Source organism: Paenibacillus sp. FSL H8-0260, assembly GCF_045040625.1.
Lineage (GTDB): Bacteria > Bacillota > Bacilli > Paenibacillales > Paenibacillaceae > Paenibacillus_AQ > Paenibacillus_AQ odorifer.
Window position 1 is genome coordinate 3663591 of sequence record NZ_CP150298.1, and the last position, 26509, is coordinate 3690099.

Consider the following 26509-nt stretch of genomic DNA (forward strand, 5'->3'; position numbering starts at 1 on the left):
AGGACGTCATGGAAAGTATTACAGCGCAACAAATCGATATTGCCTATAATGACACGCTTATCGTACAAGAACTGGACTTGCAGATTCCGCGTGGACAGATTACCTCGATTATTGGTCCCAATGGATGCGGCAAATCAACCGTACTAAAGGCAGTCGGTCGGTTGCTCAAGACGAATAATGGTACGGTTTATCTGAATGGCGCCGATATCCGTACGCTGTCCACCAAGGAAGTGGCCAAACAGATGGCAATTCTGCCGCAGACGCCAACCGCACCGAGCGGTTTGACGGTCGGTCAATTAATCGCCTATGGGCGTTTTCCTCATCAACGGGGCTTCGGCAAGCTCTCCAAAGAGGATAAGCAAGTAGTAGTCTGGGCTCTATCGGTTACACAGCTTACAGCATTTGAGCATCGTGAGGTCGATACGCTATCTGGCGGTCAGCGTCAGCGCGTATGGATTGCGATGGCGCTCGCCCAGCAAACCGATCTGATCCTGCTGGATGAACCCACAACCTATCTGGACCTGGCGCATCAGCTTGAAGTGCTGGAACTGCTCTATGAACTAAATCGCAGTCAACAGGTGACGATTGTGATGGTGCTGCATGACCTGAATCTGGCAGCACGCTTCTCCGACTATATGGTGGCGATTCGTGAGGGTCAGGTGGTGGAGCATGGTTCGCCAGAGCGTGTAATGACGGTACGGACGCTGCGTGAGGTATTTGCCATTGATGCCGAGATTATGCTGGAACCACGAACAGGGCGACCGGTGTATGTGACGTACGAGCTCTTGCGTGATAATCGTAGAGAACAAGGTGTGGATCAAGGATTCCCAAAAGCTAAGGAACAGAAGGAGGCGATTGCCACTTGAAAATCGCATAGCGTGTCCTCCTAGGCGCACGGAAATACTGGTGCAGTTAGGCATTGGATTTGCCGGTGTCATGATAGCCACGATTCAACGCGTATAGCCTTTGGTGTAGCTTCCACAAGCAACTAACTCCATGAAAGTGGGCTAAGGCTTGTTGCAGAGGGGAGAGATAATAATAAATAACAACATATCCTAAATTCACAGCCGCAGGTAACTAGCTTGCGGGCTTTTTTTATTATTCGGAGCACTAGATTACGTGATTAATTTGAGAGAACCAGTATATATAACTCTAAATGAAGCAAGGAGGACTATTGAAGGTATCAGAGGAATGCGCAACAAGCAGATTGCCCGGAAACTGCAGATGGGGACCGCAACACAGCAGTTGAGAAGATCAGCTGGTTCAGACTCAGGCGCACAATCACAATAGAATCTAAACGTGGCTGAAATCTTGGAACAGATGTATCACACGGTGAAGACAAATCGGGCTGAACCGTACCATAAATAGGGTGAAAAGTTGAGTTGAAGGTTGAAGCTTTAATGCTAAATATATCAGGAATAGTTCTCCATCATTTGATATAAATAATTTCGAAAGTCTTCAACATAGGTTTTGGGCTCTACAACTTTTAGATGAGTGCCGAAGCTTGCTAAAAGTTGAAATCCCATACGATTTTGTGGGACATAAATGGTTGCTAATAAAAATCCAGAATTATGGTCTTCAATACTTCTTCGACCATACCTTTCGATGATTTGATCTTTTATGCTAGGCGATATCCAGGCCTTAATCGTGACGAATTCAGGTAGATAATTTGCTTCGTGTACTTGCTCTGACCAATCGTCTCTAGGATGAAACGCGCGTTCATCCATAGTAATATGATCGATCCGAGATAACTTGAAAGTTCGATATCCCTGTCGATGTAAACAGAATCCTTTCAAGTACCAACTCGATTCGCTAAAATGCAGCTCATAGGGCTCGACCATTCTATTCGTTACAGCCCCGTCCTTATCTGTATAATCAAACGAAACCAGCCTCTTTTTTGAAATGGATTCTTGATATGTCTTTAAGGTTTCAAGAATCTCGGACCGACCTTCCCAATCATAAAACGACAGTTGAATGGAACGATTTAGAGACAATGGACTAACCATTGCCTCTATTTTTTTTATCGTTCTTTCAACTTCTTCAGTACGGAGGATTTGTTCCAATCCGCCGAGCGCAGTTAATATATTCTGTAAATCGGAGCTGCTTAAAAGGCGTTTATCAACCTTGTATTCATCCATTATGCCGTAGCCCCCTTTGACCCCATTGACAGAGTAGATCGGGATGTTCGATAAGCTCAATGTTTCCATATCGCGAAGGATCGTTCTTTTGGAGACATTGAATAGTTGTGAGAATTCCGTTGTAGAAACAACCTCTTTTTTCAGCAATATCATGATAATCGAAATGAGTCTCTCCACTTTGTCCATAATTGCCCTCTTTTTTTACATGATTTCAGAAAGGTGACACCTAGATGTCACCTTTTATTCATTATACTACAAGTATCACAAGAAGGAGGTTTTAATTCGATGTTTAATCCAACCGATTTTCCCAAGCCCACCCTTATTTCAGCCAACGGTGTGGAACTCGAAGTGTTTGAAGCAGGCCGAGTAAACGCAGGAAAACCTATTGTACTCTGCCACGGCTGGCCAGAGCATGCCTTTTCTTGGCGCCATCAGATGGACGCACTTGCCGCAGCGGGCTACCATGTCATCGTCCCCAACCAGCGGGGTTACGGCAACTCATCCCGTCCGACCGAAGTAACAGACTATGACATTGAACACTTGTCGGGTGATCTCATCGCGCTTCTCGATCACTATGGATACGAGGACGCTACCTTTGTCGGTCATGACTGGGGTGCATTCGTCGTTTGGGGACTGACCTTGTTGCATCCAAACCGCGTCAATAAAGTGATAAATCTGAGCTTGCCTTACCAAGAGCGCGGAGAAAAACCCTGGATCGAGTTCATGGAAGAAATACTTGGCGGCGATTTCTATTTCGTCCACTTCAATCGACAGCCAGGCGTCGCGGACGCCGTATTCGAAGACAATACATACAGGTTCCTTTGCAACCTGTACCGGAAGAACGAGCCTCTCAGAGCACCTGAGCCAGGTATGGCGTTGATCAATCTCGCCAGAGCAGAAACACCGCTCGGTGAGCCCGTATTGAGCGAAAGCGAGCTGGCCGTTTACGTCTCCGCTTTTGAAACATCAGGGTTCACGGGCAGCATAAATTGGTACAGGAACCTTGACCGCAACTGGCGCTTATTGGCGAAAGTGAACCCAATCATCCAGCAGCCGACCCTCATGATCTACGGCGACCGGGATGTGGTTGCGAAGTCTGAAAACCTGACAAAGTTCGTGCCCAATGTGGAAGTGGTCAATCTGGATTGCGGTCATTGGATCCAGGAAGAAAAGCCGGAAGAAACAAACCAAGCGATTTTAAAATGGCTGGAACAATGGGAGATGTAGTTTTTTTCAACAACCAAGAAGAGTTTAACGATTGGTTAGAAGAACATCATGCTGAAGCTAGTGAAATTTGGGTGGGCTATTTTGGGATAAGTACAGGTCGTGCAAGCCTTACTTGGTCTGCATCAGTAGATGCCGCTCTTTGTTTTGGGTGGATTGACGGTATACGAAAAACCATTGATAAACAAAGCTATAAGATTCGCTTTACTCCGCGCAAAGTAAATAGTGTATGGAGTGCTGTGAACGTAAAGAAGGTAAAAGCACTAATACAGTTTGGAAAGATGAGACCAGAAGGAATGCACGTCTTTAACAACAGAACCGATGCACAAGGCTATTCCTCTGAACAAAGAAACGTGGAACTTGCTAAAGAATATGAAGAACAAATCAAGGCAAATCAAACAGCCTGGCTATTCTTCACTAATTTATCACCATCCTATAAAAGAGATTCAATCTGGTGGGTAATGAGCGCTAAGAAAGAAGAAACACGATTAAGAAGGCTTGGAATATTGATCGCTTCATCTGAAGAAGGGCTAAAATTTCAACATTGCAAAAAATATATTACAGAATAAGGAAATATAAATAACAAAAGAATGGTTAAAAGGATTTTTGGTACTGCATAAATCTGGGTCTATTGTTTCCCTGATCTATAGGAGAGAGGAGCTACTGTATTTCTCAATCAATTAGGGTTTCATTCTCATCAAAAGTCAGAACGTTTTAAATGCGAGGCATAAATCAAATCGCTAAATGAAGAAGGGATGAAACAGCTCATCCAAAATCGCAACCCCCTTCATTTTCATGGTACAGCCGACCCTCATGATCTATGGTGACCGGGATACGGTCCAGAGGTCTGAAAACCTGACAAAGTTCGTGCCTAATGCAGAAGTGGTCAATCTGGATTGCGGTCATTGGATCCAGCAAGAAAAGCCGGAAGAAACAAACCAAGCGATTTTGAGATGGCTGGAAGAGCAGAATGATGCTGAATAGAGTCGCTTAGCAAGCAAAACTTAGAAAAACAATAAGGACACCCAAACAGGCAAGGTCATTAAGTTAAGCTCAAAGGTAAGAACGGGAATAAAAATGGAATTCAAAACGGCATGGGAAAGCCCCGTGCCGATCGCTGTCAATACGAGTCCTGAATGAACTTCATTAACAATCTCTTGAATTTCAAGTACTGTCCATGGAGATGTCTCGTCCACGCTCAATGCATAATCAACATAGGTTAAGTTCGACGGAGTAACATCTGTTACTCCAGTAGTGTCAAATATTGAGTGGTCAGGCGCATCGCCAGCTTGCTGAACGTAGTAAGCATTAATCGTATCCAACGCGGCTTGTGGAGACAATGGTGCAGGTGTTTGTGTAGGTGTCTGCGTTCTATAGATGTTACGCTGAACCGTACCATTAAATAGGGTGAAAATTAGTTGTGAATGAAGTTTATATAGAGATAAAATTAACCTCTAAGATGACTCTTAGGTTTTTTCATATGACTTAATACAACAATATTTACAAATTCATGATACGATATTGCTAAATCGGGAGATAGATGCTCCATATTTAAGATAGAATTAATTATTGATAGAACTGTTGAAGATGAATCATAACAAAATGATTGATGATCAACCAAGAATGTTTACTGAAACTATTATGACTCTGTAGAATGGGGGCCAATATATGTCATTAGCTAATAAAAAAGAAGAGTGTTTCCTTATAGAGACATTAAAATCGCATATACCAAATGTAGAGGAATTACTGAATCCAGCAGTTGAGGAATCAGAAATAAATCTTTTCGAGAGCATGATGAACTGCAAATTTCCAGAAGATTTCAGAAAGCTATACATGAATTTTAATGGAGAAGGAGAGCAGATTTTTGGCATAATGGCTGGTCTTGGTTGGATGAACATTGAATCGATAGTAAGCAACTGGAAGTCCCTTTTGGAATCAGCGTACGATATTATATCCAGCAAATCAGATGTAATAAAAGATGGGAACTACAGAGAAGGCTGGATTCCTTTTGCTGAAGATGGTGGTGGCTCATTTTTGGCAATAGATTTAGACCCCGGAGAAAAGGGCGTTTATGGGCAAATTATTACGATAGATCATAATTCTCATTTTTCCTATGTTATTGCAGAAAGTTTGGGACATTTCTTTGAATTTATCGATTCGAGTCTCAGAAATAGTAGTATTGGTATTCGTGAAGAAGAAGATGTAATCATATTATCCCGTGAAAGTGGAAGTTTGTTAGATGATATTTTGGCTCTGACTAATTTGAATATCGAAGAGAACAGCCTTATCCCTGTAAGCGGATTTTGGGAAGAGTATTTTAAAGACGATGTTGAAAGTGGTTTTGTATCTTCAAAAACATTAAAAAAAAAGAGAATGGTATTTATTAGAGCTGATCAAGCTCAAAAATACGGAGCAATATCTTTGGATATTTTAACCCATATGGTTAATCTTAAAGAACTTATTATACATGCGGATGAAATTACTAATTTTGATGTACTTCAACGGTTGACTTCTTTAGCAGAACTTGTGATAGGATCAGAAGCTTTTAAAGAGTCTGATTTGAAGTACTTGGTTTCTTTAGATGGGTTAAGGAAGCTAACATTAATAGGACTTCCATTAAAAGATATACATACACTGAAAGATATAAAGAAATTAAAGAGTTTGAGATTATGTAGAATGAACTCAATTGATAGGGGATTAATTGGAACTATAAAAAATTTGAAGGAACTAAGCTTAGAAGAAATGGAGGTTGGCGACCTGCTTTATATTTCAAACCTTAGTAAGTTAATAAAACTAGAGCTCAAACAAGTGACAATACCACATTTATCATTCTTAAAAGCTTTAAAGAATCTAACGGTTTTTGAGACAGATAGCTGTGCAATAGATGAATCACATATAGAGGTTATAGGAGAATTGAAGAAATTAAAGCAGTTCACTTATCCGGTTGGAGATTTAACAATACTCAAAAATTGTATGAGTCTAAAGCAGATTGGAGTAGATGCATCAAGACTTAAAGGTTTGGAGGAAATTTCAGACTGTAATATAGTCGATATAACTATATTTCATGCAACATCGAAAGAGAACGCGAAGTCCGTAGTTGCGGAGTTTAATAAATACTTTAAACTTCAGTCATATGGATGGCAGGTCACATGGAAAGATTAATGAAGCTTGCCTGCACTGAGCTTTATCATTATAGGGTGAAATTTTTATAAAAGAAAGGAGACTAGCCATATTGGTTAGTCTCCTTTCTTTTTGCCGTTAGACCAACGCTGATACCTAATAAAATAGTAATGATGAAGCAGAAAAATTGTAGACATAAGATTTAAACCATTGACCTTTCCGCTAAGTAATCAGAGGGGCCTTTTTTGCGAAACAAGAAATAATATACATGGGTCTGTGAAGTTTACAATTGTAATCTAATTATTGAACGTCTAGCATTAAGTATATTGGAGCGACGCATTAGGCGGATAAGGCGTACTACAGGTTGTTTATATTATCCTCGCATAATTTACTCGAAATGGAGAGCTTATGAAAAAGACTATTGTTTGTGTAATAGCGATACTTATCGTATTCTCAGGATTCGCAACACAAAGTTATGCGGCGTTGTCAGATACGCAATCTGCGGCAATACACGCGTTGCTGGATGATGCCCGTCGTATATCAGGTGTGCCGGGAATGTCAATCTCGATACTAGCTGATGATGAAATTTTCTACTTTTCTTCCGGGTATGCAGACCGTGAAAGTGGGTTGTCTGCAAGTGAGAACACACTATATGAACTGGCCTCGGTCAGTAAAGCCTTTACCGGCATGGGTATTCTGCTGTTGGAGGAACAAGGGCTGCTGTCAATGACTGACACTGTCCAAAAATATTTACCTTGGTTTACGTTAAAGTATCAAGGAAAACCTGTTGATATGCAAAGCCTTACACTCAATAACTTTCTTCACCATACTAGCGGCCTAACAAATGGTAAGCATTCTCAAAATATTCCACAAGGCAATACACCAGATTTGCTGCAAAAGACTGTGGAAATGCTGGTAGATGTTGAGTTGGCGTTCCCTCCCGGTGAACAGTACAACTATGGGACCGTTAATTATGACGTATTGGGTTTGGTTATTGAGATTGTGTCGGGACAAAGCTATGAAGACTTTATGAGGGAACAGGTATTTCAGCCGTTAGGTCTTCACCAGACGTATGTTTATAAAGAAGATGCTCAAGCCACCGGACAGTTGGCACAGGGCTACCGTTCTTCCTTTTTTATGACAACTCCATATAACGCGCCGGATTTTTCCGGGAATAAACCCGCAGGCTACATCATTTCTTGTACAAAAGATATGGCGCGTTGGATGGGCATACAGATGGGTATTGTGAAGGACATACCCGAAATATTCCATACGGTTATCGAAAAATCACATCAGGGTGATATGTCTGTTCCGGCCGTCAACGAAATGTATTATGCGGCGGGCTGGACGGTAAACGCCAACCAAACGATTATAGAGCACCCCGGGGGAAATCCCAATTTTGGAACCGAAGTGATCATACTGCCAAATGAACGAACAGCCGTCTGCTTGCTGACCAATGGCGCAAATATCAATAGAAGCATGATACTAAAAGTTAAAGAGATATTAGACGGCAATCTAACGCAGTCATATGAAATAAGCGGCACACAGCTTTTGGACATCATTTTATCGTCTACCACAATTATTTTTTGCCTATTGGCCGTTCTGTTCTTTCTCTTAGGATTACGCAGAAGAAAAATGAATGGGCGGCAGCCAATGACTAAAAAGCGAATAATCGTAACAGCTATTTTGCTGATGGCTACGATTGCCCTGTGTATAATGTGCTGTGCATTAGATTGGCCAACGATACTTATTTGGCAACCATATAGTGTTCTTACAGCCTTGATTTCTTCAGCATTATTAACAGCAAGCATTACATGGCTTGTATACAATCACCGATATAATAGTCTCATAAAAGGCGGGGCAGAGCGCGGTTTTTTTGATTTATGAATACATGTTCTTGTCGCGATCAAAGGACAAGAACATGTATTCATTGCCGCTAGAAGCAGAGGGGGGAAGGAACATAAAAGGATATTTTTGATTTTAGCAATTTATTTTACAACCCGATTGCACCTATTGAACTTCCATACCACTTAGTTAGCATATTTATCAACATTGTCTAATCCCCATCCTTAGCTGGTCCTCGCTCTGACCCTTCCTTACGACAAATCCTTTTTATACTGGATGGCCATGTAAATTCCACCAGCTAAAAACGCTAGCGCATATTTGAACAAGAAAAAGATGTTCCACATATACTCTTTAGGAAAAATCATGTCACATAGAATAATTGTCAACAGCATAAAGTAACTGCTTTTCAAAAAGATTTTATTTGTCCGTTCATCGTCTTGCCCAATCTTCTTATAAAATACATAGGTAAAAATCGCACTACCCATGAGCAGTAAAAAACCTACTCCAATGAGAATATTCCAATTTCCCGTAGATTGCTCAGCCCAGGACTTTAAAGGGTGGAAAATTGCGTTATGGATATCAGAAATAGACTTAATTTTCATTTTGATCATTTCCTTTCAAATAAGTAAAAACATCGTTTACATCAACATTAAAAAAATCGGCAATTCGAAAAGCCAATAGCAGAGTCGGCACATAATTCCCTTTTTCCATTACGAAAATGGTTTGTTTGGAAACCCCGACTTTCTCTGCTAATTCTTGCTGAGACATTCTGGCAAGTACACGATATTCATAAACCTTATTGGATATCGAATCACCGAAATCTTTCTTCATGACCATCACCTCTTGAATCAAATTATAAACTGATTTTTAACAAATGTAAAGTATACTTATACTTAATTACATAATACATTTATGTTTACCTGTACTACTTTGATTTAACAAAAGCCAGAATGCAAAAAGAACCTGACGAGATTCATGATTCCGCCTGGTTCACATATCGATCTAATGTAATTTATGATTTTCAGTGGTGCAAATCGATGAATGATTGCCACGATCGTGCAAGAACAATTTACAGTCAATAGCAGACGGATCGCAATCGGATTACTTAACGGATCTGGGATGGACGAAATCCATGCCTTTTAGCACACCAGGCAACAAACAGAGCAAGAAGCAAGAGAAGCAGGAGTGACCAAGGAAAGGAGGTGGTGCCCCATTGATTCAGAAGGACTCCTCCCAATATCCCGGCGCCGGCGGTAGCCAGATTCCAAACCGTTGTATTGATTGGCATCACGATATCCACCCCTTGCTTCCCCGCAGCCTGAGCAAGTGCTGTCTGCAACAATGTTGCCGCACCACCGAATGTCAGCCCCCTCAGCGCAACAGAAATGAAGATAATAGTACCATGCTCACTCCAAAGTCCTAGTACAAGAGATATCAGAGCAAATCCGGTAAGACTGATGAGAACCAACGGACGCAACCAACGATCAATGAAAATCCCAATCACCCAGATACCCACCAGTGCCATAATTCCAAAAACAAGCAGAACCTGTCCGAGATAGGGTTCAAGCCCCATATCATCCAGGAAAGGAGAGATATAGGTATACAAAATATTATGAGCCAGCATCCAGGCAAAAACCACAACCAAGATAGGAATCACCCCAGGTGTGAGTAAAACTTTGAATACTGAAATGCGTTTATCAGCCGACTGTCCCGGATAATAAAGCAGCGACAGTCCAAGACTTGATAAATAAAATCTTGGACTGCCGCTGTTCAATTATCATTTCCCGGTAGTTTATTCAAGGATGCTACGAAAAAACTATATATTTAGATTTTCATATTCAGATTAATGCCTGATTGAAGGATTTAATGAAAATAAATTAAAAAATACCATACTATTTTAACAAAAAATTACGGAACATGTATTTCCGATTTGATATCATGTTGACTTAAAAATTTCATTAAATCATTACTCAGCTGTACAATCTCATTGTTAGCATTATTCGCATAATCCGGCAACATCATATCCCTAACCATCTTAGTTCGTAGCCATGTCATAAAGAAGAGATCCAAAAATAAGTTTGGAAATTTAAGCACCATTTTAAGTATTGGAGGATCAATTAAAACGCCCGCTTTTTGTATTTCCCTAAGATACGCTTTTAAAGTGACTGTTATTTTGCGTGCCGTCTTTCTGGTTCTGGCTGTTTTTTTGTCAATAATCTTATTCTCAGAATGCAAAAAACTCAGCATGGCAATATCTGATACGGAATGTGTGATTAGATACGCTTGCATATCCTTTTTAATAACGTAGGGAAGCTTTGCTGTTTTAAATAGTTTTGCGAGGTTTTCTATGCGTTCTGTCGCTACACCATTAATTTCTCCAAATGCAGTTGCCGCTATAAAATTTGGTAGAAATCGCGCATGTAATAACCCATCTTTAATCTGTCCGCCGAAGCCGGGAAAAGCTGGTAAAAGTCTATCCCCTACGATATCCAGCCACGAAGAAAATCCAATTGAATTACTAATCATCGTAACTATAATTTTGCTTTGATTATCTTTTAGCGCTAACAATGCTGATTCGGACCGATCATAACGAACAGTAACGAAAATAAAATCGTATACATCGTCATTTTCGAGCGTATCCATGACATTCACTTGTATCGATCTAACTGTACCTTTTTCTATATACTGCAGGCCATTTTCTCTTAATGATGTATATCTATTCGAATGTGCAAACAGGCTAACGTCAAACCCTGCTTCAATAAGCTTAATTGCGTACATGCTCCCGATGACACCTGCACCAAAAATTAAAATTCTATCTTGTTTTGCTGACATATAAACCACCCCAACTTATTAATATTCCCTATTGATTATCCGACAACGCGTTGTATGATGTGATTATAAATCTTCATTATTCCTTGATCAACCATCAGTTTTTTATGATTTGTCGGATGGTATTCTTATTCACTAGTAGGAGGGAAACATGAAAAAGCAACCCCAAATAACGGAGAAAACAAAACAAAAGTTTGTAGAAGTTTTTTGTGAGTTATATAGCCAAAAGCCGATTGAGAAAATTTCGATTCAGGAAATTTCGAATAAGTCAGGATATAACCGCAGCACCTTTTATCAATACTTTACTGACATTTACGAATTGTTAGACTCTGTTGAAAATGACCTATTGAATGAAATGAAAAAAGAATTGGCAAATAAAGAGCTATCGTTGGATACGGTTCAAGACACGCTTTATTGTCTGGATAAAAAAGAACATCTCCTGGTTCTTAATGCCCTTTTGGGTGATTATGGAAGTGTCCGTTTTTTAAAACGCTTAAAAAAAGAAATCGCTTTGAATCAATTAGAATTAAACGTTCCGCAAAACCAATCACTAACGCCATACTTCATTGAGTTTTACCTGACAACTGCTCTTTCTTTGTTTCGTCTTTGGCTCCAGCGTCAAAAGGATTTATCGTCAGAAGAATTTTTCAAGTTAGTGGAGAACCTATATTCAAGAGGGTTTACGCCCTATATTAAAGAATGAGTCTGTCATTCAAACCAAATCCATATGTTCTATAACAATAAAAAAGCGCGCATAAGCTTGTTTACACAATATACTCCATAAAAACTGACCTAACTTACTCTTAAGGTGGACGATGTTATAGACCACGAGATGGGGCGTTATTGCTTATATATGCACGGAGTGAGAGATATGAACATCATTAATCAATATAGCAAGGAGGATTTAGCAGATTTTCTACACAGTGCTATTATGCATCATTAATCTCAATTGTGAACAGGAAAATTAGGCTGAAAATAGGAAAACCTCAGATTGAACTAACAGGAAACATGGGGAACTTCATCGTTATAGGACCCTTTATGAAGTATATTCATGCTGGCAATGGACAACGCTTAAGGTTAAGTATTATCTTATGCGGGAGGTCATCACTTTTTGAAATTTGAACTAGGACGTTGCTTACTGAATGAACGATTGATGGAATCCGGGAAGTCAGCGGAATGGCTGGCAAAAGACTTGCTTTTTAAACCGGAACGAGTTTACGACTTTATTGAAAACAAAAGAGTGATGCCACTCAAAATTGCCATATCGATCGCCGATTCCATCGGTTGTGATGTTCGTGCCTTGTATGAATTAATTCCGAATGATAATGAAGTAAAGGGAGATTAATGGAATAAGTGGTAGGTTGCATTAAGACTACGAATGTGATCCATTAAGCTAAGATAATGGGAAACGATAGCTCTATCAAAATAAGAAGGCAGTTGATCATTGTGAGATACTGCTCGGCATACGCGCGTAACGCATTCAGCTTTCTTCCCAAAAGCAGGTCGAGTATGGTTTCTCCTCGAATATCGGGAATACCGGTATTGTAAGTCCAATTCTTGAACTCAGGGTTTTCCAAGATCCGGTGTACTCTCTGACGACGATTCTCGGGGTATTTACATTCACTTCAATGATTGGCACAGAGACACTGATTCCGGTATTTATGCAGAACATGCTGGGGTATAATGCTCTGGAATCAGGTCTTGCATTACTACCCGGGTGCGCTCCTGATGGCGCCATGATGCCGGCTTCAGGCCGGTTGTTCGATAAATTCGGAATTCGCTGCCTTGCCATCACAGGATTTACAATTATCACTGTTACAGGTTTTTTGTTCACCCAGTTGGAAACCGGAACGATTTACGGCTATGTACTGACGGTTTATATGATTAGAATGATTGGTATCTCGCTTGTCATGATGCCGCTAATGACGGCTGGCATCAACCGCTTGTACCGCAAGCTGATCTCTCATGGCACAGCAATGAATAACACGATGCGCCTCGTCGGCGGTTCAATCGGAACAACTATTCTGGTTACGGTCATGTTCAATGCAATCACTTCAACAGGGCAACCTATGCCGGAGGATATGATAGGAGGTGTATACTCGGCATTTATGGTGGCAACCCTCCTGGCACTAGCCGGAGCAATCTTAACATTGTTTGTTAAAAAGTGAGCAGCAGTTAGCTGCGAAACACGAATGATGGTAAGCATTGAATAGCTGCAGCCGTCAGGAACACAATAAAGCCCTTTTACCCCGGCTAAGGAGGTGAAAGGGCTTTATATTGCTTGCCTTCCAGTAGTCTGAATTAGCTTAAAGAGCTCCAACTGTAACCATTTCTCTTATAGAGGAAAGTGTTGTTTCAACGGCTTCAATATAGCTTTTCTCCATTTTATTAGAGAATTCTTTCTCTGCTGCTTTGTTTTGTTCTCCGCTTCTTAGTTCGAAGGTAAAGGTAAATCTTACAGATAAATTGCCATGTTCATCTTCTTCGATTTCATTTTTAATGAAGCCTTTAGTCGGCCCGCCCAGAGGTTCAAAGACGATCATCTGTTCAGGGAAAAAGTTAACCTGTTCATTCATTCTTTCACCGTACAGCACCACTTCCCGCAGAAGTGATCTTTCGTCCTTTTCTACTACTGTGCACTCTGTTATCGCACCTACAAAACGGGTTGCGTCTTCTGCTTTCATAACAAGACCTTGCCATACTTGATGTCTATCCAATACGGGATGATTTTTTGTACTATTGTTAACCGGGATGCTGCTGGATACTGTAAACATGGTATCACTCCTATTTTAGTAATTTATCTTTTTCTTCCACTGAAAGGTCCTGCCAGCGTCATCGGAGCATCTAGTTTAACCAGGAACAGCACAAGAGAAGAGTCCTCAAGAATTTGAATCGTTGACATTTCAGAGAGGGAATAAGTTACCGCATCTCCTTTATTTATTGTAATATCATTCATTGAAATGCTTCCATCCATCACATAAAGCCAAGGTTCCATGCCCTCTATGCTGGGAGGCTGCATTTCTGTTGCCGCTTTAGCATGGGCATCATAAACGATTACTTGTTGTCGAATTTCAAGTGGAGCCTCAACTTCTTTTGGTCCTGCCAGCAATGTCCATTCTCCGTTTGTAGGAATGACAACACGCTCAAAGAACTGAACTTTCGAAGGAAGATCAGCCTTTTCCGGCCGGATAAAGATTTGTAGCATATCGACGGTACTGTTCGGTGTGGACTCCTCATGAAAGAAGCTTTTACCCGCGTTCATCATCATTAGATGGTTAGGAGATACTTCAATCCGGTGTCCGGCCGAATCTTCGTGCAGCATCTTTCCTTTCCACATATAGCTAAAAATCTCATCATTGTTATGCTCATGCATTCTAACAAGCGCACCGGGTCCCAGAATTCCACGATCGATTCTGCTCAGAGGACCAAAAGCATAATCTTCAAGCGAAGGATCTCCCCAGATTAACCCCGGACGCATTAAACGAAGCTGAAAGAGGCCTTGCCCCATTTGATGCCCTTGATTAGCTTTGAGTACTTGCATGGAAATTCCTCCTTTAAATTTGTTCTAAGTCCCATACCCGTCCATGTCCGTTGACATCAGTTTGGGTAAGACCTAAATCGGCTGATTGATTGAGCAAATCTGTTTCCATGTCCGCTAAATCCCGGTTATAAATACTTGCCAATTCCTTAGTGGTCAATGGACCATAGTCCGTAAGCAATTCGCGGACTGAGCGTGGCTCATATTCTACTAAATCAGCCCCTAGCCTGGAGAAAACCTGTAAATAAGTGTCATACGGACGATATCCGTTCAACAGGAGAGTATCCGAATTATCTCCGGCTAACGCATCCAGTAAGCGAATGGCTACAGTCGGAAATCCAGTCACTCCATAGATCCGGCAGATGCGCAAATCCTTTTCGAAAAGCTTCTCAGCTGCCCCTGAATCCAGATCCCGTTTGAATTGTTCGACGTCAAGGCCTGGTATATCATCTGCCAACTGAATATAAACATCATGTTCCTGAATTTTCTTCCGCTCTGTATGAACAGCCCGGCGCAGTCTCCGCAAATAATCATCACCTATGGAACTGCCTTGCATCTGCGCTGCTTTGACCGCGATATTGGAAGGCCATGTGGAAAAATGGGGGTCGGTAATATCTAGCATGACCCGTTCATCACTGGGTTGACCCGTTTTTTCTGATACTAGTCTCCAGTGGGGTGCAACCTGCGCTGTGCTTCCGATTTGATTCTGAGCATCGTAAAAAGCAGACATATCCTTCGTTAGCCCACCCATAACATATTTAAATTGAATTTGCTCGCGATAACGTTCTTTTAATTGATAGGTTATAGGCTCGGATGCCCAGCACCATACACAAAACGGATCGGTAAATGCTATGATTTCAATCTTCATTTTCTTTCTGCTCCTCTTCTATCCGTGAACAAACACCAGTGTTAAGATCACAACCAATCGCTTCTTTATTATCCCAGTTGATTAGAGTAAGCTTAGAGGGACTGCTATTAAGTAAAGCATCATCATCTTCACAATCAAGCCGGGGAGCAGCACTTTCGTATTCAGCGATATCAATCTGTTGCGCCATGATGTTAAGCCTCCTTATGTTTGCATTGAAACAACGTTTGTACCAGCCTCATTTGGTGTCTATGAAGTTATTATGTACCCATGCATCCCAATTGTGAAGTAAGCACAAAATTGTGGTATAGTATCAAAAAAGGTACTAATGGAGGTCTCAAAATGGATTATGAATTCGAAGCATGTCGCGTGATTCCTGTGCTTGAAATCATAACGGGAAAATGGAAACCCCTTATTCTGCGTCATCTGATTAAAGGAGGCACCAAAAGGTTTAGTGAGCTGAGAAGCTTAATGCCAGAGATCACTCAGCGTATGCTCACACTGCATCTGAGGGAGCTGGAGGAGCAGCATATCGTTAAAAGGAATGTCTATGCGCAAGTTCCGCCTAAGGTGGAGTATTCTATTACAGAACATGGTCTAACTCTGGAGCCCGTGTTGGCAGTTATGAATGAATGGGGTACCAAGCACCTGCAATTCATGCAAGAGATGGAACTTGAGAAAAGGGCCGAGGAGAATGAAATATTGAATTTCGATTGATTGTGGTAAAAAAATATTGAATATATAACTTTATAATAAAGCACGAAAAGGATGTAAAATTACAAAAAAAGGGATCTATTTCCTCATATGATGTGATTCACTTCAATTTCGGTTCGGACTTGAGGCGATAGAGGACTGTGTAAGGCTGCTATTTACCGGCAGCCTTTTTAAATTGCCTAACGGTTGTCTAACGTTAGGAATTCATTGCTATTTCGTTTTGGCTTGACACTATATATAAAAGAGGATATTATCTTTTCGAATGTCAGTAAGTACTGACAGACATACTTGAGGTGAAAGGGGAACTATAAGCGTACTATCTTTTGGAATAAAAGTGTGAATTCAATCGGCAGGAATCGATCCAATTCTACATAAAGACTTATCCTGTTAGAAGGAGGAGCGAGTTTTTTTGTACTTAACGAAAATATATTACCTTTTAGAAGTGAGGCAAACTTATGCAAACTACAGATAGTATTCAAAAAAATAACGGTGAGCGCTTAATGCGAATTCTGGTCTTTACACTGATCATTTCCGTTATGAATGGAACGATGTTTAATGTGGTGCTTCCGGTGATCAGCAAACAATTTCAAATTTCACCGTCGCAAGTGAGCTGGATGGTGACCGGTTATATGATTGTATACGCAATAGGAACTGTCACCTTCGGCAAACTGACAGACAAATACAGCTTGAAGAACTTACTGACCTTTGGCCTCATCTTTTTAGCAGCCGGCTCCTTAGCGGGGATCTTGGCCTCCGCTTATTGGATGATGATCGCCCGCACGTATCTTACAGGCAGTTGGGGCATCCGTCATTCCTGCGCTGGCCATGATCATACCCATTCGTTATTTTCCACCTGAAAAACGCGGCCGTGCGTTAGGCACTACCGCTATCGGAACAGCTCTTGGTGCTGCACTTGGTCCGATCATTGCTGGTTTGGTGTCCAGCGCATTGAATTGGCAAGTCCTTTTTGTAATTCCTTTGCTTTCACTGTTTACGTTACCTTTCTACCGGAAGTATTTGGATAATGAAAAAGGGAGTGCCAGCAAAATTGACTTTATTGGCGGAATTCTGTTAGCAGGAACAGTAGCTACTCTGCTGCTTGCGTTAACCAATGGAGGTATAGGTTATGCTGTAACCGGAATTGTTTTATTGATCTTGTTCATCTTACGTATTCGTCATGCTGCTGATCCGTTCGTAAAGCTGGTTGTTTTTAAAAACAAATCTTATTCCTTCGGTTTAGCCATTACCTTCGTATTGACTGCAGTAGGCTTCGGCGTTCCCTTTATGGTGCCGCAACTGCTGTCACAAGTAAACCATTTGTCAGCAGCCGTAACAGGGCTCATTATGTTGCCATCTGCCCTTGTGACCGCATATATGGGACGTAAAGGCGGTAAGTTAGCTGATGAAAAAGGTAATTCCTTTCTGTTGTCTACAGCCGCCGCCCTTCTTATCATTGGTTTCCTGTGCTTGTCTTCCGTTGTAGGCATGTCACCTATATTTATTTCCCTATTCCTAATCTTAAGTGTTCCCGGTCAATCGTTTATGCAGATTGCCTTGTCAAACACCATTTCAAGAACACTGCCGAAGGAGCAAATCGGAATTGGTATGGGCTTGTTATCGATGTTTAATTTCATTGCTGCAGCTGTATCCACAGCGACTATTGGGAAGATTCTTGACTTTGGTACCCCAACTATTCATTTAAACCCGCTGCCGACAAATAGCGCTGCTTTCGTATACAGCAATATTTTCCTTGCGCTTGCGTTGCTGGTTGCTGTAATGGCCGTTTTATATTTCGTTCTATTCGGCCGCAGTTCGAAAATGAATACAGCCCAACGTGTGGAAAAGGGCCAAATGTAACCGGTATTAATGAGGTTCAGGTGTGCGCCGGTTGCCTTGACATTTCTTTTGTGAAGGGCTATTATCGCGAGGAATGACAGTCGGTACGAACTGGCTACAAAATGAGGTGGGAAAGTTGCGCAACAACAGCACTTTAAGCACTAGTGATAAATTGCTATTGGCAGCAATCGATTTAATCGCAAGCAAAGGCTACAAAGGAGTAACTACCCAGGAAATTGCTGCGACAGCCGGACTCAGTGAAAAAACACTGTTTCGGCAATTTGGCAGCAAACAAAATCTGCTCGAAGCTGCATTTGACCGTTTTCATTATGCTGAAGAAATGACAAAGCTATTTAATGAAAAACTGATTTGGGATTTACAGACGGACTTGTTATTGATCAGTCGAACCTATCATGAAATCATGAACCGTAACCGCAAAATGATTATGATCAGCATTAAAGAGATAGACAATTTACCGGGATTTCATGAAAGAACAATCAAACACCCCAGACAATTCATGGAGATACTATCGAATTATTTTAAGGTTATGTTCGAAAAAGGGAAGCTAATTGATACGAATCCAGAGCTTCAGGCGTACTCCTTCATTTCAATGAATTATGGGACCTTCCTAAACAACCTGGATAACGGCGGGTTTTTCCCTCATATATCACTTGAATCATTTATTGCGGAGAGTGTGAAGACATTTACTAGAGGCTTGGCGCCTTAAAGAGCAACCGTTTTATGAAAATAGGAGTAACGTAGTGAAGCGATCCTGAGACGTATATTGCAAGCCTTGATCCGAATGGAGCAGTGCTTGCCAATACGTCTCTTTTTGTATTCATTGTGTAATTGCTGAAGATGTTATATTCATTACTCTATTCGTCCCGTGCTAATGCTTTTGGTTAAAGGTATCTTTGAGATGATAAGCCATTTGAATTTTTAACATATCGTCTTTATTGTCGAAGCGTATGTTCAGCACTTGCTGGATTTTTTTGAGCCGCTGATAAAGCGTATTGATGTGAATACCAAGCACCGCTGCTGTATTGATTGCAATTTTATCCTCAGACATATAAATGTGCAAGGTTTGCTCCAACTGGCTACTATGACCCGGTGTGCTTTCCAGAGGGCCAAGGATGTCTGAGATAAACTGGTGGATCTCGGAGACATCCTGTCCAAGGAATAACCGGTTGATACCTATATCCTTATATTGAATACATCCAGATTGCTGCTTGCTGAACATATAGTGCAGGGTTTTTTGAGCTTCCGTATTGCTTTTGGCAATATTGACTATGCCTTTGTAAGGGGTACCCATTGCTGCACTCAGCACGTACTTGCTTGAACTGAACCGCCACTCCTGAATCATACGCTCCATGGATTGTTTAACCCATTCGGCATCTGCAGCATGGGGGAAGGAAGTTAGCATGATTACTTGATTATGAAGTCCAAACGCCATATGGGGTGTGCTATTAAAAGTCTCGTTCAGCTTGAACACAAGCCGCTGGATGTTAATTTCTGTCTGATACAGCTCAAATTGACCGGTTATCTCCAGTATAGAAACCGACATGTACCCGGAGAAATCAAGACCTAATTCAACTCCCTTGGCCATCAGCGCATCGTCATTCTGGTTCTGCAGCAACTTAGTGAAGATTTCTTTAGTCTCCTTATAGTAAATGTCAGTGAGGCTGAGTTTCTTGATCATCTCCAAGGCGAACAGCGAGCTGGATTGCTCAAGAGTCACAATGTCCATGCTGGCAATCGGTCCGGTAAGCCTGACCATGATGCACCCCAGCAGCACCTTATCGACAGTAACGGGATGCAGATAAAATTCCTGTTCATGGAAGCTGATTGTAAGCGGTACGTGATCCTCGGTATCCCAAAGCCCTGCAATATCATCAAATTCAAGCTGTATCTGCTGAGAATTGCCGTTATGGGAATGCTTGTTGAGCATATCCACGAAGGACGCCGGCATTTTGATCATGCGGTTCAGCTCTTTGACAATGGCATGTATGCCTTTGTTCTTCAGAGACAAAGCAGTCAAGGCCTCATGAACCTCCAGGCGTTTCTGCAAAATCTGGTTGTTCTCCTGAATCTGGCCGCTCAGCTCCGTAACCTCCTGCAATACATTCTGAACTTCGCTATACAGCTTTGCATTCTCCACAGCGATAGCTACCTGATCGGCAAATACTTTCAGTAATTCTAGATCATAGGCGGTGAACAAGCCCTCATCATCAAACCGGTGCAGCGTTAATGTCCCTCTTCGTTCTCCCCGTATGGTAACCGGAACAGAAATCATGGAACGGGCAATATATTGTTCATCGGTGAGCAGCTTATTACGGAAGTTCTGATTCTCCGGCGACAGGTGCTCCAGTTCATCCAGCATATCGTTCATATTGTAAATCCTAGCAATCCCATCATCAAATACCTTTCCCGACAATGATTCACCTCTGCGTGTATTATGCAGCAGCGAGCTTGCAATATTCCCCACATAAGCCAGTGGAATCAGCAATTGCCGTTTCTCGTCGAATAAGCGGAAGATTCCGCTTGTGCTGAGGGGAATGACTGTCAAAGCAATTTCTAGGATTCTGTTCAACAACTCATCGTAGTTAAGTGTTGAGGTGAGTGTCCGGATACCTTCAATAATATTTCTGAATTCACTGCTGCTGAACAGCAGCTTGCTGGAAATGACAGGGTTTGCTTTCGGATTCAATTCGACATCTCCTCACCATTGCGTTAGAATACATGACATTAAAATCGAGATTATAGAGGTAACATACATATATTCTATACTAAATTAGAGGTTTTAAACATAGAAAATTGTCGATAAATCTATAGAATGAAGACAAGTCAGAGTAAATTTGTTTTTATGATAGTTTTTCTGACATATCATTAAACATTATTAAAGGGGGCGTTTCAATGAAAAAGGGTACGATGCTGCTGATGATTATGGCGGTAATGATGTTTCTGTATGGCTGCAGTTCTTCCGGTTCGAATTCCGGTTCCGGTGCAGCAACCGGCAATTCGGAAAGCAATAGCGGCGGTGCAGCGCTAAGTGATGAATTAAGAATTGCTTATCCGACTCAGCCGTCCACGCTAGACCCGCAGATGGTTACAGGTGGTGCAACCAAGGATGCTGCTCGTCCAATCTTTGAAACACTCCTCACCTTGAATTCTAAGTATCAGGTGGTCCCAATGCTTTCGGAAAGTTGGGACAAGAGTGAAGACGGTCTCGTGTACACCTTCCAGCTGCGCGAGGGTATTCACTTTCATAACGGGAAAGAGATGACTTCCTCAGATGTTGTAGCCTCCATGAATCGCTGGATTACCTTATCAACAGCTGCACAAGGAATCATCGGAGATGGCAGATTCACAACGGATGGAGATTATACCGTTGTCCTGACATTAAATAAACCTTCTCTGGATGTGTTGCTAGTAATGGCAACCTACAAGCAATTTCCGGCTATTATGCCTGCTGAAGTCATTAAGAGTGCCGACCCGAGTTCCGGTATTAAGGCATTCATCGGAACCGGGCCTTACAAGTTCGTAGAATGGAAACAGGATCAATATATTTCATATACCAGAAACGATGATTATCAACCGCTTGATACGGAAGCAGACGGACTTGGTGGCAAGAAGGTGGCTGAAGTTAAGGATATCCGCCTCTCCTTTGTCTCTGAGGACTCCACCCGCATGATTGGCTTACAGTCGGGAGAGTATGATGTTGCCAGTCAGCTTGGAGCCGACAACTATGACAGCATCAAGGATGATTCCAGCCTGAATACAACCCAGGTAATGACAACGAACATCAGCATGAACTTCAATAAGAAGCAAGGTCTGTTTACCGATTTGAAAATGCGCCAGGCCGTAAATGCGGCGCTGAATATCGATGATATATTCATGGCGAATCCGGGCATTCCGGAGTTCTACCGCATTGACCAATCGTACATGCTGAAGGAGCAGAGCGACTGGTACGTGGAACCGGAAGCAGGCCTTTTCAACCAGAAAGACCCGGAGAAAGCCAAATCTCTTCTGGCGGAAGCAGGCTACAATGGCGAAGAAATCCGCCTGCTGGCAACCCGTGAATATGGCTATATCTATGATCAGGCCGTTGTAATCAAAGATCAGCTTGAAAAAGCAGGGATGAATATTAACCTGGTTGTGTATGATTGGCCTACGCTCGTAGCGAAGTTAAACGAGTCCGCTGAATGGGATTTGAATCTTGGCGGTTATACCTCCGTAGTAACACCCTCCCAAATCTCGGCTTTAAATCCGAACTATTACGGCTGGACAAATGACCCGGCCATTACGGAAGGGCTCAGCAAGATGAACGCCGCTGCATCAGAGGAGGAAGAGCAGGCGATCTGGAAAGATGTTCAACAGACCGTGTGGGATTATCTGCCGACCATTAAGTTGGGTGATCTCTACACCTTGACAGCAACAACCTCGAAGGTTGAAGGGTACCACGATTTCGAAGGAATTGTGCTGTGGAATACCAAGGTCTACAAGTAATTTTCAGTCAAGGAGGCGGTACGGAGTGAAAGCATATTTGATTAAACGCCTGTTGTCTGTACTGCCGGTATTGTTCATCGTCTCGCTGCTCGTATTCATGATTATTCATTTGACGCCGGGTGATCCGGCGTCAGTCATGCTGGGAGACGAAGCAACACCGGAGGAAGTGGCGGCCCTGCGCGACCAGCTTGGTCTGAATCTGCCGCTCTACCAACAGTACTTTCACTGGATTGGCAATGCTCTGATAGGTAATCTGGGTTATTCCTATTTCATGCAGCAATCGGTTACGGAAGCGATTTTTGACCGCCTTGGGCCAACGCTTTCATTAGCAATTATGGCTCAATTGATTGCAGTTGTTATAGCGATTCCAATCGGTATTATCTCTGCACGGAAACGGGGTACAGCAACAGACCAGTCCTTAATGAGTCTGTCACTGCTTGGGTTGTCGATCCCAAACTTTCTACTTAGCCTGTTCCTGGTGCTGATCTTTACAGTCAATCTGAAATGGCTGCCGGTTGCCGGATACAGGCCGCTGAGTGACGGGTTATGGACGCATTTCAGGTATTTAATCATTCCCGCTACTGCGCTCGGCACGATTACAGCTGCGCTTATTGCCCGGATGACCCGTTCCTCGATGCTGGAGGTGCTGAATGCCAACTATATCAAGACAGCCCGGTCCAAGGGGGTCAAGGAAAGAGGCGTGATCTACCGCCATGCCCTGAGAAATGCATTCCTGCCCGTATTGACAGTCATCGGTCAGACCTTTGCTGGGCTGGTTGCGGGGGCTGCGGTTCTCGAAACCATCTTCAATATCCCTGGAGTCGGCCAGCTGATCGTCAACTCTGTCCAGCGTCGTGATTATTCTGTCATCCAGGGAGCTGTGTTATTTATTACCGTAGCTTTTGTATTTATCAACCTGCTGGTGGATCTGCTATACAGCGTCATAGATCCAAGAGTCCGGTTAAATGGCTAAGCAAGGAGGGCATGAAATGGACGCAATTGAGAATATGAATCAGCAAACTGTGAAAGTCCATATGAAAAAACAGCACCGGAGCCTGATGATGAGGAGGCTGCTTGCGAATAAATCTATGGTGTTCGGATCTATTATTGTCCTGATTCTAGTCATTGCCGCAATTGCGGCTCCATACATCACCAAGTATGACCCTTATGAAATGACTGTTGCAGACCGCTTGAAGGCGCCGGATACGAACCATTGGTTCGGCACGGATAACTTTGGACGCGATATATTCAGCCGGACACTTTACGGTGCCCAGGTATCCATGGGGGTAGGATTTGCCGTTGCACTTGCCACTTCAGCCATGGGGCTTGTGATTGGCCTGTACGCCAGCTACTACCGGTTCCTGGACAATATTCTAATGCGAATCTGCGACGGGCTTATGGCTTTCCCGGGTATTCTGCTCTCCATCGCACTGATGGCCGCGCTCGGAGCCAATGTCACCAATGTCATTATTGCGCTCAGCATTGTCTTTACTCCAGCAGTAGCCCGGGCTGTCCGATCTTCGGCGATTGTCGTCCGGGAGCAGACCTATATTGAAGCCATGAAGGCACAAGGGGCTTCCGGCAGCCGGATATTATGGATGCATATCGCACCGAATACGCTATCTCCGCTGATTGTACAATCCACTTTTATTTTTGCCGAAGCGATCATCGTGGAAGCTTCACTCAGCTTCCTGGGTACAGGAATTCCGGCGCCTTCGCCCAGCTGGGGCAATATTCTGTATGACGGCAAGCTGGTCATCATGAAGGCGTGGTGGATGACGGTGTTTCCCGGCTTAACAATGGTACTGTCCGTGCTTTCGCTGAATCTGTTCGGCGACGGGCTGCGTGACCTGCTGGACCCTCATACGCAGAATGTAAAAAAATAAAACACGGAGAGGAGAAGGCTATTCATGAACAATCAGCTGCTGCTGGAGGTCAAAGAGCTCAAAACGCATTTCAAGACAGAACGAGGCAGGGTAACGGCAGTTGACGGAATAACATTCCATGTCAATGAAGGTGAAATTGTTGGCATTGTAGGTGAATCCGGCTGCGGAAAAAGTGTAACCTCACAATCCATTCTCCGCTTGTTCGACGAGAAATACACAGCCAGCTATGAAGGCGAGGTGCTGTTTGAGGGCAGGAACCTGCTGAAGGAATCCCTTGGCGGGATGGAGGATATCCGCGGCAATGATATCGCCATGATCTTTCAGGACCCGCTCAGTTCACTGAATCCGGTCTACACGATAGGGTATCAAATCGCAGAAGCGGTCCGCATCCATCAGCAGGTATCCAAGAAGGAAGCCCGGCTGCGTGCGGTCCAGATGCTCCGGCTGACCGGAATTCCTTCCCCGGAGAGACGGGTGGACGAATATCCGCACCAGCTGTCGGGAGGCATGCGACAACGGGCGATGATTGCCATGGCACTCGCCTGCCGCCCGAAGCTGCTGATCGCCGACGAACCGACAACGGCGCTGGATGTAACAATTCAGGCACAGATTATGGACATGATTATGGAGCTGAACCGGGAGCTTAACATGGGCGTAATTCTCATCACGCACGACCTGGGCGTGGTTGCTGAATCCTGCAAACGGGTGGTAGTCATGTATCTGGGCCAGATCGTGGAGGAGGCAGATGTGCAGGATCTCTTCGACACTCCACTTCATCCGTATACGAAGGGATTGATGCAGTCTATTCCCCATATGGATGGGGACCGTTCCTTGCCGCTTCACGTCATCAAGGGTTCAGTGCCTTCATTAAATAATGTACCGAAGGGGTGCCGGTTTGCCGCGCGTTGTCCTTACGCCGATGAGCTGTGTCTGTCGAGGATGCCGGAGCTGAGCGAGGCGGACAACGGCCAGAAGGTGCGATGCTGGCATTATGAGCAAATCAAGTAAAGGAGGCGGATGACAATGACCGTTCAACAACCAAGACGCCCTTTGCTTGAGGTAAAGGGCGTCAAGAAATATTTCCCGGTAAAAAGCCCTCTAGGGGCAACCCTCCAGCAGGTCAGGGCGGTTAATGACATTTCTTTCAACATGTACGAGGGTGAGACATTCGGTGTTGTAGGCGAATCCGGCTGCGGCAAAAGCACTATGGGCCGCACCATTCTCCGGCTGACTGAACCAACGGAAGGCCAGGCAATTTTTCAGAACAAGGATCTGTTTGGACTCTCGGAGCGGGAGATGAAGCCGATGCGCCAGCAGCTGCAGATGGTATTCCAGGACCCGTATTCCTCACTCAATCCGCGCAAGCGGATTGGCGCTACGCTGGAGGAGCCGATGATTATCCACCGGATGGGGAATAAGCGGGAGCGTACAGACAAGGTGATGGAAATTCTGCAGAAGGTGGGCATGAATGCCGATCAATATTATCGTTATCCGCATGAATTCTCGGGAGGGCAGCGCCAGCGTATCGGGCTGGCCCGCGCACTGGTCATGAATCCCAAGCTGATCATTTGCGACGAACCGGTCTCTGCGCTGGATGTATCCATTCAGTCGCAGATCATCAATCTCATGCAGCAGCTTCAGCGTGAGCTTAAGCTGACCTTCCTCTTCATTGCCCATGATATCAGCGTGGTCCGGCATATCTCTGACCGGATCGGCGTGATGTACCTGGGGCAGATGGTCGAGCAGGCTCCTACAGACAAGCTGATCAGGACTCCGCTGCATCCTTATACCCAGGCCCTGCTGTCAGCGGTACCGGCCACGAAGCCGAATGAGGTCCGCGAGCGGGTGATTCTCAAGGGGGATTTACCTTCTCCGCTGAACCCGCCTGCGGGCTGCATTTTTCATACCCGCTGCCCTTATGTCATGGACCGGTGCAAGACGGAAGCCCCTCTGAATAAAGAGGTAACCGAGGGACATTTCGTAAGCTGTCATCTGCATTAGCAGGCTG

The 26509-nt window shown here is 43.4% G+C and carries 26 protein-coding genes and 1 pseudogene; 16 read left to right on the plus strand and 11 right to left on the minus strand.

The window, feature by feature from the left end:
• Positions 1 to 8 precede the first annotated feature (8 nt).
• Positions 9 to 866: an ABC transporter ATP-binding protein gene (locus MHI51_RS16200; protein WP_076217638.1), complete on the plus strand. Its 858-nt coding sequence runs from the start codon at positions 9 to 11 to the stop codon at positions 864 to 866.
• 546 nt (positions 867 to 1412) lie between these two features.
• Here MHI51_RS16200 and MHI51_RS16205 read toward each other — a convergent pair.
• On the minus strand, positions 1413 to 2324 hold the full coding sequence (locus MHI51_RS16205) for a YafY family protein (RefSeq protein ID WP_076126589.1): 912 nt from the start codon (positions 2322 to 2324) through the stop codon (positions 1413 to 1415).
• A 99-nt stretch (positions 2325 to 2423) separates the two neighbouring features.
• Between MHI51_RS16205 and MHI51_RS16210 the strand changes: the two genes are divergently transcribed.
• Together MHI51_RS16210 and MHI51_RS16215 are read left to right on the plus strand one after the other, a co-directional pair.
• Positions 2424 to 3365 (plus strand): alpha/beta fold hydrolase, encoded by a 942-nt coding sequence (locus MHI51_RS16210; RefSeq protein ID WP_076217637.1) that lies wholly within the window; start codon positions 2424 to 2426, stop codon positions 3363 to 3365.
• On the plus strand, positions 3341 to 3931 hold the full coding sequence (locus MHI51_RS16215) for a YdeI family protein (RefSeq protein ID WP_232061375.1): 591 nt from the start codon (positions 3341 to 3343) through the stop codon (positions 3929 to 3931). Before MHI51_RS16210 ends, MHI51_RS16215 begins: the two co-directional genes overlap by 25 nt.
• Positions 3932 to 4366: 435 nt before the next feature.
• Here MHI51_RS16215 and MHI51_RS16220 read toward each other — a convergent pair whose 3' ends face one another.
• Positions 4367 to 4684: a hypothetical protein gene (locus MHI51_RS16220; RefSeq protein WP_076302981.1), complete on the minus strand. Its 318-nt coding sequence runs from the start codon at positions 4682 to 4684 to the stop codon at positions 4367 to 4369.
• Between the two features lie 346 nt (positions 4685 to 5030).
• Here MHI51_RS16220 and MHI51_RS16225 point away from each other — a divergent pair, with 346 nt between their 5' ends.
• Positions 5031 to 6524 (plus strand): SMI1/KNR4 family protein, encoded by a 1494-nt coding sequence (locus MHI51_RS16225; RefSeq protein WP_076217636.1) that lies wholly within the window; start codon positions 5031 to 5033, stop codon positions 6522 to 6524.
• Positions 6525 to 6890: 366 nt separating this feature from the next.
• Positions 6891 to 8369, plus strand: coding sequence for a serine hydrolase (locus MHI51_RS16230; protein ID WP_076277380.1), 1479 nt, complete (start codon positions 6891 to 6893; stop codon positions 8367 to 8369).
• A gap of 209 nt (positions 8370 to 8578) precedes the next feature.
• Here the strand turns inward: MHI51_RS16230 and MHI51_RS16235 are convergent, their stop codons facing one another.
• The 4 genes from MHI51_RS16235 to MHI51_RS16250 form a co-directional block, all read right to left on the minus strand.
• A complete protein-coding gene (locus MHI51_RS16235; RefSeq protein ID WP_036677002.1) occupies positions 8579 to 8929 on the minus strand; it encodes a hypothetical protein in 351 nt (116 codons plus the stop codon).
• Positions 8919 to 9158 (minus strand): helix-turn-helix transcriptional regulator, encoded by a 240-nt coding sequence (locus MHI51_RS16240; RefSeq protein ID WP_036677000.1) that lies wholly within the window; start codon positions 9156 to 9158, stop codon positions 8919 to 8921. Before MHI51_RS16240 ends, MHI51_RS16235 begins: the two co-directional genes overlap by 11 nt.
• Positions 9159 to 9432: 274 nt before the next feature.
• Positions 9433 to 10101, minus strand: coding sequence for an MFS transporter (locus MHI51_RS16245; RefSeq protein WP_405173101.1), 669 nt, complete (start codon positions 10099 to 10101; stop codon positions 9433 to 9435).
• A 134-nt stretch (positions 10102 to 10235) separates the two neighbouring features.
• Complete coding sequence (locus MHI51_RS16250) at positions 10236 to 11159, minus strand: ketopantoate reductase family protein (protein WP_405173102.1); 924 nt, start codon at positions 11157 to 11159, stop codon at positions 10236 to 10238.
• Between the two features lie 148 nt (positions 11160 to 11307).
• Here MHI51_RS16250 and MHI51_RS16255 point away from each other — a divergent pair, with 148 nt between their 5' ends.
• From MHI51_RS16255 to MHI51_RS16265, 3 genes are all read left to right on the plus strand, one after another.
• A complete protein-coding gene (locus MHI51_RS16255; RefSeq protein WP_339187159.1) occupies positions 11308 to 11859 on the plus strand; it encodes a TetR/AcrR family transcriptional regulator in 552 nt (183 codons plus the stop codon).
• A 408-nt stretch (positions 11860 to 12267) separates the two neighbouring features.
• Positions 12268 to 12501 carry a transcriptional regulator gene (locus tag MHI51_RS16260; protein WP_076106729.1) on the plus strand — a complete coding sequence of 78 codons (234 nt, stop codon included), beginning with the start codon at positions 12268 to 12270 and terminating at the stop codon, positions 12499 to 12501.
• A 238-nt stretch (positions 12502 to 12739) separates the two neighbouring features.
• Complete coding sequence (locus MHI51_RS16265; RefSeq protein WP_076217631.1) at positions 12740 to 13324, plus strand: MFS transporter; 585 nt, start codon at positions 12740 to 12742, stop codon at positions 13322 to 13324.
• 138 nt (positions 13325 to 13462) lie between these two features.
• On the opposite strand, the gene MHI51_RS16270 is transcribed toward MHI51_RS16265, so the two are convergent.
• From MHI51_RS16270 to MHI51_RS16285, 4 genes are read right to left on the minus strand one after another with little or no spacing between them, the layout of a single operon-like run.
• Positions 13463 to 13930, minus strand: coding sequence for an SRPBCC family protein (locus tag MHI51_RS16270; RefSeq protein WP_076217630.1), 468 nt, complete (start codon positions 13928 to 13930; stop codon positions 13463 to 13465).
• Positions 13931 to 13953: 23 nt separating this feature from the next.
• Positions 13954 to 14697 (minus strand): pirin family protein, encoded by a 744-nt coding sequence (locus MHI51_RS16275; RefSeq protein WP_341164793.1) that lies wholly within the window; start codon positions 14695 to 14697, stop codon positions 13954 to 13956.
• A gap of 13 nt (positions 14698 to 14710) precedes the next feature.
• Positions 14711 to 15562 (minus strand): DsbA family protein, encoded by an 852-nt coding sequence (locus MHI51_RS16280; RefSeq protein WP_076217628.1) that lies wholly within the window; start codon positions 15560 to 15562, stop codon positions 14711 to 14713.
• Entirely contained in the window at positions 15552 to 15749 is a 198-nt protein-coding gene (locus tag MHI51_RS16285; RefSeq protein WP_076217627.1) for a hypothetical protein, read from the minus strand. Before MHI51_RS16285 ends, MHI51_RS16280 begins: the two co-directional genes overlap by 11 nt.
• A gap of 152 nt (positions 15750 to 15901) precedes the next feature.
• Here MHI51_RS16285 and MHI51_RS16290 point away from each other — a divergent pair, with 152 nt between their 5' ends.
• The 3 genes and pseudogenes from MHI51_RS16290 to MHI51_RS16300 all read left to right on the plus strand — a co-directional run bounded on the left by MHI51_RS16290 (position 15902) and on the right by MHI51_RS16300 (position 18836).
• Entirely contained in the window at positions 15902 to 16276 is a 375-nt protein-coding gene (locus MHI51_RS16290) for a helix-turn-helix domain-containing protein (RefSeq protein ID WP_076217626.1), read from the plus strand.
• A gap of 452 nt (positions 16277 to 16728) precedes the next feature.
• A pseudogene (locus tag MHI51_RS16295) lies at positions 16729 to 18130 on the plus strand (MFS transporter).
• A 115-nt stretch (positions 18131 to 18245) separates the two neighbouring features.
• Entirely contained in the window at positions 18246 to 18836 is a 591-nt protein-coding gene (locus MHI51_RS16300; RefSeq protein ID WP_254848813.1) for a TetR/AcrR family transcriptional regulator, read from the plus strand.
• 162 nt (positions 18837 to 18998) lie between these two features.
• Here the strand turns inward: MHI51_RS16300 and MHI51_RS16305 are convergent, their stop codons facing one another.
• Positions 18999 to 20816, minus strand: a complete 1818-nt coding sequence (locus MHI51_RS16305; RefSeq protein WP_076277580.1) for a GAF domain-containing protein — start codon at positions 20814 to 20816, stop codon at positions 18999 to 19001.
• A 206-nt stretch (positions 20817 to 21022) separates the two neighbouring features.
• Here MHI51_RS16305 and MHI51_RS16310 point away from each other — a divergent pair, with 206 nt between their 5' ends.
• The 5 genes from MHI51_RS16310 to MHI51_RS16330 are packed head-to-tail and all read left to right on the plus strand — an operon-like array spanning position 21023 to position 26502.
• Positions 21023 to 22615 carry an ABC transporter substrate-binding protein gene (locus tag MHI51_RS16310; protein ID WP_076217623.1) on the plus strand — a complete coding sequence of 531 codons (1593 nt, stop codon included), beginning with the start codon at positions 21023 to 21025 and terminating at the stop codon, positions 22613 to 22615.
• A 25-nt stretch (positions 22616 to 22640) separates the two neighbouring features.
• Complete coding sequence (locus MHI51_RS16315; protein ID WP_076217622.1) at positions 22641 to 23588, plus strand: ABC transporter permease; 948 nt, start codon at positions 22641 to 22643, stop codon at positions 23586 to 23588.
• A 16-nt stretch (positions 23589 to 23604) separates the two neighbouring features.
• Complete coding sequence (locus MHI51_RS16320; RefSeq protein WP_076217621.1) at positions 23605 to 24501, plus strand: ABC transporter permease; 897 nt, start codon at positions 23605 to 23607, stop codon at positions 24499 to 24501.
• 24 nt (positions 24502 to 24525) lie between these two features.
• Positions 24526 to 25509 (plus strand): ABC transporter ATP-binding protein, encoded by a 984-nt coding sequence (locus tag MHI51_RS16325; protein ID WP_076217620.1) that lies wholly within the window; start codon positions 24526 to 24528, stop codon positions 25507 to 25509.
• Positions 25510 to 25518: 9 nt separating this feature from the next.
• Positions 25519 to 26502, plus strand: a complete 984-nt coding sequence (locus tag MHI51_RS16330; protein WP_076217619.1) for an ABC transporter ATP-binding protein — start codon at positions 25519 to 25521, stop codon at positions 26500 to 26502.
• Positions 26503 to 26509 lie beyond the last annotated feature (7 nt).

Bases quoted from the DNA above. Each gene is read 5' to 3' on its own strand.
- MHI51_RS16200 (WP_076217638.1), top strand. From the start codon at position 9: ATGGAAAGTATTACAGCGCAACAAATCGATATTGCCTATAATGACACG.
- MHI51_RS16205 (WP_076126589.1), bottom strand. From the start codon at position 2,324: ATGGACAAAGTGGAGAGACTCATTTCGATTATCATGATATTGCTGAAA.
- MHI51_RS16210 (WP_076217637.1), top strand. From the start codon at position 2,424: ATGTTTAATCCAACCGATTTTCCCAAGCCCACCCTTATTTCAGCCAAC.
- MHI51_RS16215 (WP_232061375.1), top strand. From the start codon at position 3,341: ATGGCTGGAACAATGGGAGATGTAGTTTTTTTCAACAACCAAGAAGAG.
- MHI51_RS16225 (WP_076217636.1), top strand. From the start codon at position 5,031: ATGTCATTAGCTAATAAAAAAGAAGAGTGTTTCCTTATAGAGACATTA.
- MHI51_RS16230 (WP_076277380.1), top strand. From the start codon at position 6,891: ATGAAAAAGACTATTGTTTGTGTAATAGCGATACTTATCGTATTCTCA.
- MHI51_RS16235 (WP_036677002.1), bottom strand. From the start codon at position 8,929: ATGAAAATTAAGTCTATTTCTGATATCCATAACGCAATTTTCCACCCT.
- MHI51_RS16240 (WP_036677000.1), bottom strand. From the start codon at position 9,158: ATGAAGAAAGATTTCGGTGATTCGATATCCAATAAGGTTTATGAATAT.
- MHI51_RS16250 (WP_405173102.1), bottom strand. From the start codon at position 11,159: ATGTCAGCAAAACAAGATAGAATTTTAATTTTTGGTGCAGGTGTCATC.
- MHI51_RS16255 (WP_339187159.1), top strand. From the start codon at position 11,308: ATGAAAAAGCAACCCCAAATAACGGAGAAAACAAAACAAAAGTTTGTA.
- MHI51_RS16270 (WP_076217630.1), bottom strand. From the start codon at position 13,930: ATGTTTACAGTATCCAGCAGCATCCCGGTTAACAATAGTACAAAAAAT.
- MHI51_RS16275 (WP_341164793.1), bottom strand. From the start codon at position 14,697: ATGCAAGTACTCAAAGCTAATCAAGGGCATCAAATGGGGCAAGGCCTC.
- MHI51_RS16280 (WP_076217628.1), bottom strand. From the start codon at position 15,562: ATGAAGATTGAAATCATAGCATTTACCGATCCGTTTTGTGTATGGTGC.
- MHI51_RS16285 (WP_076217627.1), bottom strand. From the start codon at position 15,749: ATGGCGCAACAGATTGATATCGCTGAATACGAAAGTGCTGCTCCCCGG.
- MHI51_RS16290 (WP_076217626.1), top strand. From the start codon at position 15,902: ATGGATTATGAATTCGAAGCATGTCGCGTGATTCCTGTGCTTGAAATC.
- MHI51_RS16310 (WP_076217623.1), top strand. From the start codon at position 21,023: ATGAAAAAGGGTACGATGCTGCTGATGATTATGGCGGTAATGATGTTT.
- MHI51_RS16320 (WP_076217621.1), top strand. From the start codon at position 23,605: ATGGACGCAATTGAGAATATGAATCAGCAAACTGTGAAAGTCCATATG.
- MHI51_RS16325 (WP_076217620.1), top strand. From the start codon at position 24,526: ATGAACAATCAGCTGCTGCTGGAGGTCAAAGAGCTCAAAACGCATTTC.
- MHI51_RS16330 (WP_076217619.1), top strand. From the start codon at position 25,519: ATGACAATGACCGTTCAACAACCAAGACGCCCTTTGCTTGAGGTAAAG.